This is a genomic window from Streptomyces sp. NPDC003077, assembly GCF_040611095.1.
GTDB lineage: Bacteria > Actinomycetota > Actinomycetes > Streptomycetales > Streptomycetaceae > Streptomyces.
The window spans coordinates 257744-272051 of the sequence record NZ_JBEXNM010000002.1 but is presented as its reverse complement, the minus strand read 5'-3'; the positions used below and the strand labels follow the sequence as shown (position 1 = coordinate 272051).

Annotated in this window: 13 protein-coding genes; 8 read left to right on the top strand and 5 right to left on the bottom strand. The window is 67.5% G+C overall.

All coding sequences use genetic code 11. The annotated features are described in order from the left end of the window. Positions 1 to 109 precede the first annotated feature (109 nt). Entirely contained in the window at positions 110 to 508 is a 399-nt protein-coding gene (locus tag ABZX96_RS02555) for a MerR family transcriptional regulator (protein WP_355536545.1), read from the top strand. A 78-nt stretch (positions 509 to 586) separates the two neighbouring features. Here the strand turns inward: ABZX96_RS02555 and ABZX96_RS02550 are convergent, their stop codons facing one another. Beyond that, the gene (locus ABZX96_RS02550) at positions 587 to 1132 is read right to left on the bottom strand and encodes a hypothetical protein (RefSeq protein ID WP_355536542.1); all 546 of its coding nucleotides are present in this window, start codon (positions 1130 to 1132) and stop codon (positions 587 to 589) included. A 236-nt stretch (positions 1133 to 1368) separates the two neighbouring features. On the opposite strand from ABZX96_RS02550, the gene ABZX96_RS02545 reads away from it, so the two are divergent. The 3 genes from ABZX96_RS02545 to ABZX96_RS02535 all read left to right on the top strand — a co-directional run bounded on the left by ABZX96_RS02545 (position 1369) and on the right by ABZX96_RS02535 (position 3606). After that, positions 1369 to 1818 (top strand): MFS transporter, encoded by a 450-nt coding sequence (locus ABZX96_RS02545; protein WP_355536539.1) that lies wholly within the window; start codon positions 1369 to 1371, stop codon positions 1816 to 1818. Next, on the top strand, positions 1785 to 2936 hold the full coding sequence (locus ABZX96_RS02540) for an MFS transporter (protein ID WP_355536536.1): 1152 nt from the start codon (positions 1785 to 1787) through the stop codon (positions 2934 to 2936). The genes ABZX96_RS02545 and ABZX96_RS02540 overlap by 34 nt, the downstream gene beginning before the upstream one ends. 142 nt (positions 2937 to 3078) lie before the next feature. Continuing rightward, on the top strand, positions 3079 to 3606 hold the full coding sequence (locus ABZX96_RS02535; protein WP_355536708.1) for a DinB family protein: 528 nt from the start codon (positions 3079 to 3081) through the stop codon (positions 3604 to 3606). A 243-nt stretch (positions 3607 to 3849) separates the two neighbouring features. Here the strand turns inward: ABZX96_RS02535 and ABZX96_RS02530 are convergent, their stop codons facing one another. Continuing rightward, positions 3850 to 4785 carry a methyltransferase domain-containing protein gene (locus ABZX96_RS02530; protein WP_355536533.1) on the bottom strand — a complete coding sequence of 312 codons (936 nt, stop codon included), beginning with the start codon at positions 4783 to 4785 and terminating at the stop codon, positions 3850 to 3852. A 791-nt stretch (positions 4786 to 5576) separates the two neighbouring features. Continuing rightward, positions 5577 to 6158 carry a hypothetical protein gene (locus ABZX96_RS02525; protein WP_355536530.1) on the bottom strand — a complete coding sequence of 194 codons (582 nt, stop codon included), beginning with the start codon at positions 6156 to 6158 and terminating at the stop codon, positions 5577 to 5579. A 224-nt stretch (positions 6159 to 6382) separates the two neighbouring features. Between ABZX96_RS02525 and ABZX96_RS02520 the strand changes: the two genes are divergently transcribed. Further along, complete coding sequence (locus ABZX96_RS02520) at positions 6383 to 6646, top strand: hypothetical protein (protein ID WP_355536527.1); 264 nt, start codon at positions 6383 to 6385, stop codon at positions 6644 to 6646. A gap of 191 nt (positions 6647 to 6837) precedes the next feature. On the opposite strand, the gene ABZX96_RS02515 is transcribed toward ABZX96_RS02520, so the two are convergent. Both ABZX96_RS02515 and ABZX96_RS02510 read right to left on the bottom strand, forming a co-directional pair. Beyond that, positions 6838 to 8370 carry a phosphatidylinositol-specific phospholipase C domain-containing protein gene (locus ABZX96_RS02515; RefSeq protein WP_355536524.1) on the bottom strand — a complete coding sequence of 511 codons (1533 nt, stop codon included), beginning with the start codon at positions 8368 to 8370 and terminating at the stop codon, positions 6838 to 6840. A 470-nt stretch (positions 8371 to 8840) separates the two neighbouring features. Further along, a complete protein-coding gene (locus tag ABZX96_RS02510) occupies positions 8841 to 9065 on the bottom strand; it encodes a hypothetical protein (RefSeq protein ID WP_355536521.1) in 225 nt (74 codons plus the stop codon). Positions 9066 to 9136: 71 nt separating this feature from the next. Here ABZX96_RS02510 and ABZX96_RS02505 point away from each other — a divergent pair, with 71 nt between their 5' ends. From ABZX96_RS02505 to ABZX96_RS02495, 3 genes are all read left to right on the top strand, one after another. Next, a complete protein-coding gene (locus ABZX96_RS02505) occupies positions 9137 to 10504 on the top strand; it encodes a hypothetical protein (protein WP_355536519.1) in 1368 nt (455 codons plus the stop codon). 401 nt (positions 10505 to 10905) lie between these two features. Then, complete coding sequence (locus tag ABZX96_RS02500; RefSeq protein ID WP_355536516.1) at positions 10906 to 13395, top strand: DUF3289 family protein; 2490 nt, start codon at positions 10906 to 10908, stop codon at positions 13393 to 13395. Beyond that, on the top strand, positions 13382 to 13984 hold the full coding sequence (locus tag ABZX96_RS02495; RefSeq protein WP_355536513.1) for a hypothetical protein: 603 nt from the start codon (positions 13382 to 13384) through the stop codon (positions 13982 to 13984). Before ABZX96_RS02500 ends, ABZX96_RS02495 begins: the two co-directional genes overlap by 14 nt. The last annotated feature ends 324 nt before the right edge of the window (positions 13985 to 14308 follow it).

Here is a 14308-nt window from a genome sequence, read left to right as displayed (position 1 = left end):
CCTTTCCTCAGGCGGAGGGTGGCAATTACCCCAGCCCTTCGGCCTACGCTAGAACTTGACGTCAACGTGAAGTGCAAATCGGATACCGCAGAGCGAGGGGCGAGTCACAGTGCGTATCGGAGAGCTGGCCGACCGGGCCGGTGTCAGTACGCGCGCTTTGCGCTACTACGAGGAGCAGGGCCTGCTGTGTTCCTTGCGCACGGCAGGAGGGCAACGTGCCTACCCGGAGTCGGCGGAGGACCGTGTGCGGCTGATCCGCGAGCTCTACACAGCCGGGCTCACCAGCCGCGTGATCGCCGAACTCCTGCCGGCCATTGATGCACGCCACATCGGTCCCGAGTTGCTGGCGCGCTTGCTTGACGAACGGGCCCGCACGACGGCCAAGGTCGCCGAGTTGCAGGCGGCGGGCCAACGCCTCGACGCCTTGATCTCCCTCGCCACACACCCGGACGCCGACTCGTGTCCGGCCACACTCGACCAGGCAGCTGCAACAAGTCCCGCCCCGTAGACGTCCCTCTCCTGCCAGGAACCATGGGGCGGACGGCGCGGAACCTCGTGCGTTGCGAGAACCGATCCCGTCACCCGATCAGTGGCCACGCTGAAAACGCTCCGTGAGTTGTCCGCCCCGAAGCCACGGCGAGGCGTCCCGGCCTTGGGCCTCGTCACCCGCACGCAAATATGACTCGACCGGGCCCAGGTGCTCGTCATGGGTGTCACGGGCGTCACGGGCGTCATAGGCGTCACGGGCGAGCACGATTTCGTCCGCGAGATTGAGGACGCGAATGCTCCCCGTCTCGAATCGCAGGGTGACGCCAATGGCGAAGTCGAGGTTGTCGTGCCGGTAGCGGATCTCCCGGACGGAAAGAATCCGCCGGCCGACGAACCGGGTCATGGGGAAATCGGGCAGGTCGTCCTCGACCGTGGTGTGGCCGTATTCGTCCATGTCGTAGGGGCCGTGAGGCTGGTCGATCTCCATGGACAAACCGTCGCCCACCGTGTGGAAACGGACTGGGCCAAGGCCCTCCATGTGCATCCACAGGTGCAGAAGGGAAGGCTTGGTCTCCTGGTAGTGGTGCCAGGATGTCGTCACCCGCACCAGGCACTTTCCGACCAGGTCCTCAGCATTGATCACCTGTCGATGCTTTCACGACGTGCGGGAATTCGTCACCGATTTCCCGTGGGCGTTGAGCCGAGACCGCATTACGCGTGCCGGTCTTCTCGTCGCTCTTGTGCACTCGGTGAGGCTCGGTCGGAAGAACTCGCGGGATGAACGAACGGCGCTGGTGAACCTTGAGCGCGGCTGGTCGGGGCGCAGAAAGCCCCGGTGAGTGATTCTGATCGGCCAGGGCCCTGCCGGCCTTCGCCCAGATGATCATTGCGATCTACTACAACATCGTCTTCGTGTTCCTGCCGGAGATCGGCGCGGACCTCGGCTTCACGGCGCAGAACCTCCAGTGGGTCGTCTCCGCCTACGCCGTCGCCTTCGGCGGGTTCCTGCTGCTGGGCGGTCGGGCCACCGACTTGTTCGGCCGGAAGAACATGTTCGTCCTCGGCATGTTCCTCTACGCGGCGTCCTCCCTGGTGGGGGCACTCGCCGGGGACCCGGTATCGCTGATCGCGGCGCGGGCGGCGCAGGGGCTGGGCGGCGCAGGGGCTGGGCGGCGCAGGGGTTGGGCGGCGCGTTCCTGGCTCCCGCCACGCTCTCGCTCGTCACCACCCTGTTCGAGGAGGGCGCCGAGCGTAACCGGGCGCTGTCGATCTGGGGTGGCGCCGGCGGGTCCGGCATGGTTCTCGGCTCGGTCCTCGGCGGGCTGCTGACCGACTGGTTCGGCTGGTCGGCGGTGTTCTACGTGAACGTGCTGCTCGCCGGCGTCGGCGTCATCGCCGCCCTGGTCCTGCTCCCTCAGACGGCCCGCACGGGCAGTGGTGGGTTCGACGTCCCGGGGGCGCTGCTCGGCACCGTCGCCTCCACACTGCTGGTGTTCGCGCTCGTCCAGGGTCCGGAGGCCGGGTGGACCGCGCCGGTCGTGGTGTGGTCGCTGGTGGTGGCCCTGGTGCTGTTCGTCCTCTTCCTCCTCGTCGAGGCGAAGGCCGCGTCGCCGCTCGTCCCGCTGCGGCTGTTCCGCAACCGCGACCTGTCCACCGGCAGCGTCATCACCTTCCTCTTCATGGCCACCTTCGGTGCGCTGGCCTACTTCCTGACGCAGCTCTGGCAGGTCGTCCAGGGGTATTCGGCCTGGCAGACCGGGTTCGCGTTCGTCGTCCCGTCCGGCTGTGTGCTGCTCGGCACCGTCATCGGTGGGAAGGCCGCCACCAGGCTCGGCGTTCGCACGACGCTGTTGCTGTCACTGGCGCTGGGCATCATGGGCACCCCGGCGCTCGCCCTGTCGATCGGTGCCGGTGTCTCGTACGCCGTGCTCGTCCCGTCCCTGGCCGTCCTGTCGCTGGGGCGGGGCATGGTGTTCACCACGATGTTCGCCGCGGCCTCCACCGGCGCTCCGGCCGGAGACCAGGGCATCGGCGGCGGCATCGCCACCACCGGCCAGCAGATCGGCGGCGCCGTCGGCCTGGCCGTGCTGATCGCGCTCGCCGCGTCCGCCAACGGACCGCGGACGGACGCCGACCCGGCGCAGCTCGTCGCCGGGATCAAGCTTGCGACCTGGGCCATCGCCGCCGGTATCGCGGTGACCGTGCTCGCCGCGCTGCGACTGCGCAACGCGGCGACGAGCGACGACCGCCGGGCTCCGGCCATCGAAACCGCCGAAGCCCCGGTTCAGGAGCCGTCTTCTGAACCGGCGGCGGAAGGGGTGCCCGTGGAGGCGGAAAGGGTGCTCGTGGAGGCGGGAAGGGTGCCCGTGGAGGCGGGAAGGGTGCCCGTGGAGGGGGAAAGGGCGCCCGTGGAGGCGGAAAGGGCGCCCGTCGATCGCGTCGGCTGAAGCCGGGATCACCACGGGAGGCGCGCACTTCGACCACCTCGCCCGCCGATGTTGCCGAGATCGCCTCCCTCCTCTGTTGCCGAGATCGCCTCCCTCCTCGCTCCCGTCCCACCCACGGAGTACGGTCACCGACGTGACAGACATGCCAGACGTGACACCGGGCCGCCCGACGGACACCACCTCGCGCGGCGACCTCCGCCCGCCGAGCATCAACGCCGACGAGAAGACCACCCTGTCGGCCTTCCTCGACTACCTCCGGGAAGCGGTCATCGCCAAGGCGGCGGGCGTCCCCGACCAGGACGCCCGCACGCCCGGAGTGCCGTCCGGCACCAGCCTGTTCGGCCTGCTCAAGCACCTCACCGCCGTCGAACACAACTGGTTCACCTGGGCGTACGCCGGTGCCGAGGTGGATCTCCTCGACGATGACGCCCTGCCCACCACCGAGGAGACGTACGACACTCTGGTGACCACCTACCGGCAGGCCATCGCGGCGAGCAACGCGCTCACCGCCGCGTGCGAGGACCTGGACGTGCCCGGTGCTCGCTCGCTGCGGGAAACGCCGCCGCCGTCGATGCGCTGGCTCCTGGTCCACATGATCGAGGAAACGTCCCGGCACGCGGGCCACGCGGACATCCTGCGGGAGCAGTTCGACGGGGCGGTGGGGCGGTAGGCGTCGCCGTCCCGTCGCCGGGCACGCCATCCCGTCGCAGGGCACGCCGCCCCGTCGCAGGGCGCGCCACCCCGTCACCGGGCGCGCCGCCCCGTCACCGGGCACGCCGCCCCGTCACCGGGCGCGCCACCCCGTCGCAGGGCATTCCGCCCCGTCGCCGGGCAGCCCGCGCGCGATCGCCGGGCGACCCAAGTTCGCTCGCCTCACCTGGCGACCCACGTGCAACCGCCTGGCGACCCGCGTTCAAGGACAGGCATCCCTCTCACACCAACTGGTCCCGCTGATACTCCCCACCGGTCCCTCGTCCTCCCCCGCCCCCGCCGTGATGCGCTGCTCGTCCGGCCCGACGGTCACGCGGTACGACGGCCAGGGCGGCCAGCCGAGTGAGGCATACGAGCGCGGGGCGCGCTGGCCGCGCAGCTTCATGAAGCCGATGCCCTTGATGAGGTGCCCGGTCGCGTGGCCGGCACCGTCGCAGACCAGGCGGAGCAGGGCGTCGCAGTTGAACGGCGTGTCCAGCGGCGTGACGATCACGCCCCCCGCCCGGACCTGCCGCAGCCACGCCCGGGGCACCTCACGGACGGCGGCCGTCGACAGGAGCCGGTCGTACGGCGCGCCGGGCGCGTGACCGTACTCGCCGTCCCCCGTGATCACGCGGGGGACGGCGCCCCGAGCGCCCAGCGTCGTACGGGCCCGGGCGGCGATGCCCTCGTCGATCTCGATGGTGTCGAGGTTGCCGGCCCCGACGCGCGCCTGTAGGAGCGCGGTGTTGTAGCCGGTGCCGGTGCCGATCTCCAGGACCCGGTCGCCTGGTCGCGGGTCGAGGTGGTGGAGCATGTCCACGACCACGGCCGGACAGGAAATGCTGCTGGTGAACTCGGCGCAGTCGGTCGGCCCGTCCTCGGGCCGGATCCGCCCGTCCGCGATCTGCGTGACGAGGGCCGCGAGCGGCCGGTACACCGCCGCGATCCACCGCCGGGGCCGCACCCGGCGATCCAGGAGGGGGAACAACCCGTCCGCGCCCCGCTGGGGCCACCAGACCCGATCCGGCACGAAATGTTCGCGCGGGACGGCGAGAAACGCCTTCCGCAGCCAGTCCCGCCCGTGGAAGTACCCGGCTCCGTAGGTATCGATCCGCTCCATGCACGCGACGCGCAGCCGGTACGCGTCCGTTCTCACGTCTGCGTGTGCGTCTGTGTCTGTGTCTACGACTGCGTTCACGTCTACGTGCACATGCATATCCGCGCCCGCGCCCGCGCCCGTCCCCGCGCCCGCGCCCATGCCCGTGCCCGCATCCACGTGTGCACCGCTGCTCGTGTCCCTGTGCCCAGCCGCGGACGTGCCCGGGGGGCCGCCCACGCTCGTGCCCTTATCGTCCGCTTCCTCGTCCGCGCTCATGTCCGCGTTCACGGACCCCGCCCCCTGTCCACTCGTCTTCCGCCGGCCCGACCTCGCGCCGTGCGGTGGCCCCCAGCGCTCAAAGCCCACCGGTCTGAGGCCCTGCGCCTGCCCGGCACCGTTCCTTCGTCCTCCGCGCTCTCCACAATGGCGCGTCACAGCACAAGAGGACGGCGGTTCGGCCCAGCGGTACGGCATCACGCTTCGTCGCGCTTCGTTCGCCGCGGCTGAGCAGCGCGACGGCTCGCCACGGACCTACGCTGCGGCAGTTCGGCACAGCGGTTCGGCACGGCAGTTCATTGCCACGGTCGCGGGAACCGGCCACCCGGCCACGCGCCCGAGGAGACGCTTCCCGTCCTCGGGGCCTCTGGGCCTCTGGGCCTCTGGGCCTCTGGGCCGCTATTTGGTCGCCGCGTCGCCAGTGTGCGCGGCGTCGTCCGTGATCGCCATGTCGCGCCATGGCTCTGCCGGTTCGTCCGACGCAGGTCGGCCACCCGGCGGGACGCCGATCGCCTCCGCCAGACGGAACCGACGGATCAGCCGGAACCGACGGAACCGACGGATCAGACGGATCAGACGGACAGCTCCCATGTCCCCGCCGCGCCGATATGGAGATAACCCGGCCCAGGAATCCGCAAGGTGCCCCGCACCAGGCCGTAAGTGGTCAGGTCTGTCACCTTCTTCCCGTTCGGTGACATGTGGATGATGACGATCTCGTTGCTGGCGGAGCGCTGATCGAAGGAATAGTGGATGGCGCGCACGCCCTCGGGGCACCGCACAACATCCCCGGATTCACCTCGGACGGTTCCCGAAAGGTGCCTGGCCTCTTCCAAGGGCAATATCCGCAACTGCCAACGCCCGAATCCTCCGGCGTCGCCGCTGCTCGCAACGCGCTGGACCACAACGTGCGTGTGTGCCGGCTCCAACAGAAAGCGGTACCACTTCTTGCCGGAAGTCTCCGCCCCCAGGGGACTGCGTTCCTCGCACTCCGCGTTCCTCGTGACACCGAAGGCGTGGAACATGCTGGTCCGGCTCGTGGAGCGCAGCTCGACGAGCGTGGGCGAGCCGGACGAACGCACCAACTCGACCTCGCGGTTCCACCAGCCGCGGTGCGAAACACACCCACCCATCAGTTTCCTCCCCACACTGGCCATCACTGGGCCACCCCTAAAAGAGTTTATATTACGCGTATAGGAAGGGACGGATGGGAGATCCCGATGTCCGGACATGCGCGTGCGTGAGTGAGGGAGCAAGAGTGGTCGTGGCGGGTTCCGGATTCGTGGCCGGCGGAGTGTGGATTCTGATCGGAATTTGTCTCGGGCTTTCCGAGTACCGGGGGTACCGGCGGAGGATCACGACCTACGCCGAATGCTCCTCTGTGATCAGGCGGTCCGACGGCACGTACGTGCACTACTTCAAACGCCGGAGCCTGGGCGACCGGTCGTCATACGCCACGATGAAGACCAAGGCGCGGATGGCGAAGGAGGGCGAATCGGTGCGGATAACCTACAGCCCGAAGAGGCCGAACAGGCTGTACCCAGCCGGTCATTACCCGCCCGAGCACTGGAAGGTGACCGGCATGGTGGCCGGCATCGGGCTGCTGCCGATTCTCTTCGAAGTCATCCAGTTGTTGACCTCGTGAGCGGCTGACCAGCGACTGGCCAGGGACTGAACAGCGGGCTGACCAGTGGCTGAGCAGCGTTTGTTCAGCAGCCGTCCAGCAGCCGTCCAGCGCCCCTCCGGACCTGTTCCCGGTCCTCATGGCCCCTCAGGGCGCCATAGACCGGGATCCACAAGGCTCACCCCGAGAGGTTACGAGGCTACGAGGCCCTTTCACCGCACCTGAACGCGTTCGTCGAATACCCAGCGGCATTCGTCCAGCGTCCCGTTGCTGCCGAGGCTTGGCTGAACACCGCTGCCCTTGTTGTTGCCGGGGGTGTGGAGATACGTACCCGTGGTGTCCAGTTTGAGCTGGAAGCCGTCGCCGTCGGAGTGGGGGGTGATGTGCCAGGTGCAGTGGTTGCCATTTTCCTGGGTTGCCGCGCTGCCGGGATGGCAGGTCAGGCACTTGCCGCTGCGCTCGCAGCGCAACCGATAGGTGCCGTTGTCCGCTCTTTCGAGGGTCCACCGCTGCTGGGGATATCCGCTGTAGGTCCACTGGACGACGGATGTCTGGGCGGTTCCCCCGTCGAGGGCCTTTCCGGTTCCCCTGTTCCAGATCACATAGGACTTGCCGACCTGGAGGGTCGGGCGCGTGAAAGTGTTCATGCGGATCACCGAGGCGGTCATGTCGATGTCGCCGGCGTTCCAGTTGGCGTCGGGGCTGTCGACGTAGTCCATGGCGATCACGCCGACGCGATGCGTCTTGTAGTAGTACTGCCCTTCGATCAGCTTCCGCGTCCAGGGATTGAGATCCTTGACGTAGCTCCAGGGGGTCCAGGTGCTGCCACCCGCGCCGTTGGCGCTGAGGTGGTTGATGTACATCTTGTTTCCGTTGAACTGCCAGATGGCGGCCCGCAAATGGGCGTCGATCGCGTTTTTCTTTTTCGCCAAGGTGGGGTCGTCGTACAGGTCTTGGATGGAGAACTGGTTCTCGTCGGAGACCCTGAGACCTTCGTCCACCCATGGCCAGCCGGTCATCAGCACGATCTTTCCCCGCGCCGTCTTCAGCGTCGGGAAACTACTGCTGATATGGAAGTACGAACGCCATCCCTTCTTGTCCAGATAGTCCTTGAAGATTCTCTTGTACCTGGTGCTGTCGGACGAGTGTTCCTGCTGCATCCGCATCAGGATCGTTTCCGTCGGATACTTGTTGAGGAAATCCCTGCAGATCTGCAGAACCTGCCCGAACACCATCTCCTGGTAATAGCGACCGTGGTGGATCGTGAAATAGTCTTCCCAGTTCTGGCAGCGGATGTCGAGGTAGCGCACCCCTGCACGCAGTTGCCAGTCAAGATCCCGGTTCTGGCACTGGGCGAAGCCCATGCTGTTGCCGGGGTAACGGGCGCAGGACTCGTGTGTGCCGGGAATCGACATGCCGCGGATGTCGGTGTCGTCCGGAACACGGCTCATCCACTGGACGGTCGCCGCGCGCACCCCGCCCAGGTCGCCGGAGCGGGGGAACACGTCCGGCGCCTCGACGGGCGGGCGGGTCAGCGTCTCGGCCCACGCCGTGGTGCGGCCGGCGAATGCCAGCGGCACCCCCGCCCCCACCGTCAGGGCCGCGTCTCGCAGGAACCGTCGCCGGTCTACCTCGGTCATTGCCTTCACCTCTTTCTTCGGCCGGAACCAGCCGAGTCGGAACGGCGGGGAATTCCCCGCCAGGGAGCGGAAATTCCCTGCCATGGAGCGGGAGTTCACCGTCATGGAGCGGGAGTTCCCCGTCGTATAGCTGTGTCTGTGGAGTGGGGGGGGTAGGGGTGGGGGGTGGGATCGCTGATTACGGGCCCGGAACCGTCCCGGACGGAGGTCCCTTCGCTGGCCGACGGCGCCTGACCCACGGACGTGTCCTTTCCGGCCGGGCAGCCGGGCGTCACCACGGATATCGGCTCGCCCCCGGGCAGGTCAGCTCCCCGCACCGCACCTGTACGGCCTTGGGGTGTGGGCGCCGTCGGGGCCGGCGATGTGGTCGAGCGTGTGCATGCGCACCCAGACGTTCTCGCGGACGCCGTCGTGTGACGTGCGGGAGGGTCGGCAGGGCGTGGTGTCGTCCTGCGTCGAGGCTGGGAGGGGATCGGCAGGCCCTTTGGTCCGTAGGGGAGGACCGAGTGACGACCGAGTGAGGACCGTGGTGTTTCCGAAGGGCCCCGGACACATGGGAACCCCGTAAGCAAGCCCTAAAACGCCACACATCCGGCGTTCAGCCGTGCGGAGTAGGCGGTGGAGGTACGGCGCTCGCCTCCTCCGTAGCAGAACCGGCGCACGGACATCATCCCCACGGGCATCGTCGCGGACGTCATCGCCGTGGGCATCGTCGCGGACGTCATCGCCGTGGGCATCGTCGCGGACGTCATCGCCACGGACGTCATCGTCGCCGGCACCGCCATGGACTCCATCGCCACGGGCGCGGCCTCCCGTGGCCCTCGCCTCCGTCACCCGAACCGAGCACTGCGCATGTGCGCCGATCTCGCACGTGAGCTACTTGCAGAGCGGGCGCGATCCAGGTGATTCCCCCGCTTCCGCGCGCCGATCCGCGCGTTCCGCACTGCCTTTGGAAGGATTGGAAGAAAAGGCGATGAAAACTCTTCGCTGGTCACGCACCACCGCGTGCGTCATATCCGCCGCCCTGACGGCCTTCGCCGGGGCCGCCGCCCCGGCCCACTCCGCGCCTGCGCATATCCCGCCGCGGCACGACTCCCGCGCACTATCCCTCGACGGGGGCAAAGACCTCTTCGGCCCGTTCAAGCTCTGCGACCCCAAGGGGGTCTGTTACAAGGGCCCCGCGGAGACGGCGCAGGAAAGCGAGAGCGTGACATGGCGGGTCTCCGTCGTGAAGCAGGAGTCAAGATACGCCACAGTGAAGCTGACCCACTACAGCCCGCCTTCCCGGTTTCTGCGGATCAACGACTACTCGGTCGACGAGTCGCAGGAGGGCACCGAACTGCTGCTGGAGAACACCGGCTCCATCTGGACCGAGACCAACCACAAAGACCCCCTCGGCAGGTTCCTCATCGGACGGAACGGGCGGCTGGCGGTCGAGAGGGGGAAAGGACGCGAGGAGGTGAGGCTGTACAACGGGTCCACGGAGATCAATTCGAAGAATATCTCCAGCTACTCGCAGCCCACCAACCCCAAGGTCCCCGCGGTTGTCTTCGTGCATGGCATGAACGACAGCGCCGGAGCTTTCAACAGCATGAAGCAGAAGTTCCTGAACGCGGGATGGAAGGAGGGCGACCTTGACGCCTGGGAATACGACTGGCGCGACGAGCTCACGGGTACCGCGAGCGACCTGCACAAAGAAGTCAGGGGGAGATTCGGCGACCGACGCGTGGTCCTCGTCGGGCACTCGCTCGGCAGCATCCCCACGCGATTGATGGCCAGAGGAGTCAATCTCCAGAGCTGGATCTCCCTGGGCGGGCCGAACAACTTCGGCGGCAGCAAGGGCCTGGTGCAGGCGCTCCTCAGCATGGGGAAGGTGGCGAACGTCATCACTCTGGGCCAATCGCAGCAGTACTGCCTGGCGGGCACTTTCGCGGCGACGGGAAAAGCCTGGGCATCCGTATGCGCGCTCTTGAACTCCGACTTCGTCAATGAGGTGGATCACGCGAGATTCCCGCGCGCGCATTCCATCTGCTCGCCGGCCGACACACTGATGGGTTGCGGGACGCCCTATCTGAACTGGGGCGCCAACTACGAGATCCAAGGCGTGACCCACCCGGACCTCCCCCGCGACGCCAAGGTCATCGACAAAGTGCTGGAGATCGTCGGGAAGAGCATGAACTGCCAGAAGAACATCTCCACGGACGCGTCCGAGATCAAGAACGGCACCTGTCACGTCTGAGATCCCGTCGTCGACGTACCCGACGTACCCGACGAGAAGGCGAGAAGAAGAGGAGACGAGAAGGCGAGAAGAGAGGCCCGGCCCGCACCGGCACATCGGCACTTCGCCCTCAGCACAGCAAGCGGCGGAGAACCACGCCAGAGCCACCGCGGGCCGCCCTCCGCCGCCGCGAAATACGTGACCGACCGACCTTGGCACCTCAACCCTGATACCCCGACCCCGGTACTCCCGCCCGGTACCGATCACCAAAGAGGCACCTGTTTGTCATGTTCATGAAGTGGTGCTAGCTTCTCCGGTCGACTGGCGAAGTGCCGTGAAACGGGGGCTACTTCGCGACGCCAGGTAAGTCTCCATACATGGGAGGCGCAATGAACAGACGCGTCACAATGCCACTCGGTGCCTTGTTACTCCTGCTCGGAGCCGCGGCGCCCGCCGTCGCGGGCAACGGCGACAGTTCCTCTCCCGAGAAGACGATCTACCGGGACGACGCGGTCGACGTTTCCTACCGGCAGCTCGCGCCGGACGATCCGCAGTGGAGCAAGGTGCCGCGGACGTTCCGCGACAAGGTGCCGGAGGGCTCTTACATCGCGGAGCTCCAGATCAAGAACGTTTCCAAGCAGGCGATCACCGACTGGTCCCTGACCTTCGAACTGCCGGACCGGATTACGGCGACCGAGTCGGCGAAACTGGACGCCCGGCAGGGCGAGCGCACCACGATCCAGAATGCTCCGGCGAACAAGGTGATCCGGCCGGGCACGACCTCCACGCTCTGGTATCTCGCGCGGGCCGACGGGACGGCGCACACGCCGACCTGGGCGACCTTCGCGAAGAACGGGGCGCGGCCGACGAAGGACACCGACGGCGACGGCCTCCCGGACGACATCGAGCAGCGCGCCAAGCTCGACCCGACGAAGAAGGACACGGACCACGACGGCCTCTCCGACTTCTTCGAACTCGGGACCGGCAGCAATCCGTTGAAGCGGGACAGCGACGGCGACGGAGTCCATGACGGCGCGGAGGACCCGGACGGCGACGGCGTGCCGAACCTGCGCGAGCTGCGACTCAAGACCTCACCCCTGCGGGCGGACACCGACGCGGACGGACTGGACGACGGGAAGGAAACGGCCCGGCACACGAGTCCGGTCAAGCCCGACACCGACGGCGACGGTGTGGAGGACGGCCAGGAGACGCGCATCGGGTCCAACCCGCGTGTCGCGGAGTCCGCGTTCGACGTGACGCGGACGGTGGACGGCGGCGCCACCACGGCCTCGGCCACGATCAAGGGGCTGCGCCCCCAGCAGGTGTCGACGTTCAGGATCACCAAGCTGCCGGACGACCAGAGGCAGTTCCCGAAAGCCACTCCGGGTTACCTCGGCAACGGGTACGAGTTCGCGGTCGACGGCGGATTCGACGAGGCGAAGATCTCCTTCCGCGTCGACCGGAAGCCGGTGGGACCTGGCTTCGAGCCGGCCGTCTACAGCTACGACGAGAAGTCCCAGCGCCTGGTCAAACTCGCGGACCAGCGGCTCGACGGCGACACGATCACGGCCACGACCGGCGCATTCTCGAAATACGTCCTGCTCGACAGCCGGGAATTCGACAAAGTGTGGGACCGCGCCGTCCACAAGAATTCCGCCCGGGAACCGGACGCGTCGGATACGTCGGATACGTCGGACGCATCGAAGGACACCGGCAAGGACCCCGGCAAGGACACCGACAAGGACGGGATCAGCGACCGCGACGAGAAGGAGATGCGGGCCGGGAACCTCGTCCAGGGCAACGGGGTGCCCGTGGGCGCCATGGACGCCAATAACCCCGATTCGGACGGTGACTCGCTCAAGGACGGCGAGGAGGTCCGCATCGTCACGGGCGAGCTGCCCGGGACGAAGCAGCCGACCCACGACAAGCCGACATCCGACCAACCGACCCACGACAAGCCGTCCCACGCCAAGCCGACCTACGTCAAGCTGACCTCGAATCCGCTGAAGCCCGACACGGACGGCGACGGCTCCAAGGACCGGGCCGACCGGCACCCGCTGGTCTTCGACCAGCCGGACATGCTGATCCACCAGTCCGCGAACCGGGAGGGCCGGCGCAAGGAGCCCGACCCCAATCACCCCCAGGTTCCCCCGAGCCTGCTGGTGGCGGACGACCTGACGTTCAACGACTACGACTACGACAAGCTGACCGATCTCAGCTGGCAATTCTGGAACGCCTCGTTCACGCCCGAGTTCCTGATGTGGGCGGAGTTCAACGACATCATGAACTTCGGCAAGCTGGGCGCCGACAGCGACAACCAGCAGACGGTGGACGACCTGCGAAACGCCTTCCGCTACGGCCACAACGGGCAGAGCGCGGGCCGCGTCACCGTCGACGACAATTACGACCCCGCCCGGTATCTGCAAGTCGGCTCCGGCACTGCCCTGTCCCGGGCGGTCGCGGCATCACCGCAGGAGAAGAACTACACCGACAAGGCCAAGGAAATCATCATCCAGTCCATCAAGGAGAACCGGGGCGGAACGGCGCAGTTCCAGGTCCAGGACGACCTGAGCAAGAACCTGCTGTACCAGCTGTTCGCCCGCGACAACGTGCAGTACCCGGTGTACGACTTCTCCCTCTGGGACGCCAATCAGCGCGCGCTCTCCATCGCCATCCATCAGTTCCACGGGCACACGATCCGGCTGAAGGACTACAAGGTCGAGGGGAACACGTTCTCCGGAAAGCTGCTGTTCCACTCCTACGACCACTTCGGGCTGGACCCCGACGACGAGGTCACCGAGTACGGCTTCATCGACTGGTTTACGCTCCAGCACTATGACCGGTTCGACGGGAAATACGCACCGCCGATCGCGGTGGCGGACGTCGAAATACCCATCAGTGGTTCGTTCTGACGCCCTCGACGAGTCACAGCGGCGCCGCTGGCGCCGCTCGCCGGGCCGGGTCCTGCTCGTCACGCTGATGATCGTGGCGGCGCTCTTCCTGGCCTGGCGGGTCGTCGTTTTCGGAATGCTGGAAGTCCATTTCGGCAGCGGGTACGACGCCCGGCGGTTCGACGAGCTGGAGACGCGGTTCGATCACGGGCAGGCGGCCTTCGCCAAGGCCGACGCCCGGATGCGGGGGTTGGTGGCCGCCCATCCGAAGGCCGAACGGATCACCTGGATCCCGGCGCTGATCTGCGTACGCGAGGCCGGACGGGCCGAAACCTGCGAGCCGACGACTCCGGAGGACAAGGCGGCGTACGACGCACTGCCGGGCACCGACGTGATCGTGCACCAGGCGAAAGACCCTGGCCGCACGTTCTTCCGCTTCTACGGGAACGACCCGCCGCGTTACACGATCATCCACGCGTCCGACAGCACGGACGGCATGGCGGCGTACGCGGAGGATCGCGGCTTCCGCAGCACCCGGTCACTGAAGCCGGGGTGGGCGATCCTCGGTCCGATCCCCGACGTGGACCGCGAGGACGATCAGTGGCAGTAGGGGTCAGGCAGGCTCCGGCCGGCCCAGGAAGGCCAGGCAGGCGCAGGCAGGCGCAGGCAGCGGCGGTACCTGCCACCGTCAGGAGGGGCGGCCCCGGCAGGCGGTGGCTGATCAGCGGCAAGATCCCGACGGGCCCGCACGCCCCGGCCCATCCAGCCGGTCAGCCCGTCAGCCCGTCGCCCGTCCCCCGCACGTCCGGCCGCCTGAGGGACGGGGGAGGACAGACAGGCGGCCGGACGGTCACCGGCCCGGAGCCGCGCCTCGTACCCACGACGGCGTACGACGGACGAGGCTGCCGAGCGGATGCAGCGCGGGTTCGTACCC

Bases quoted from the DNA above. Each gene is read 5' to 3' on its own strand.
- ABZX96_RS02545 (WP_355536539.1), top strand. From the start codon at position 1,369: ATGATCATTGCGATCTACTACAACATCGTCTTCGTGTTCCTGCCGGAG.
- ABZX96_RS02540 (WP_355536536.1), top strand. From the start codon at position 1,785: ATGGTTCTCGGCTCGGTCCTCGGCGGGCTGCTGACCGACTGGTTCGGC.
- ABZX96_RS02535 (WP_355536708.1), top strand. From the start codon at position 3,079: ATGCCAGACGTGACACCGGGCCGCCCGACGGACACCACCTCGCGCGGC.
- ABZX96_RS02525 (WP_355536530.1), bottom strand. From the start codon at position 6,158: ATGGCCAGTGTGGGGAGGAAACTGATGGGTGGGTGTGTTTCGCACCGC.
- ABZX96_RS02515 (WP_355536524.1), bottom strand. From the start codon at position 8,370: ATGACGGTGAACTCCCGCTCCATGGCAGGGAATTTCCGCTCCCTGGCG.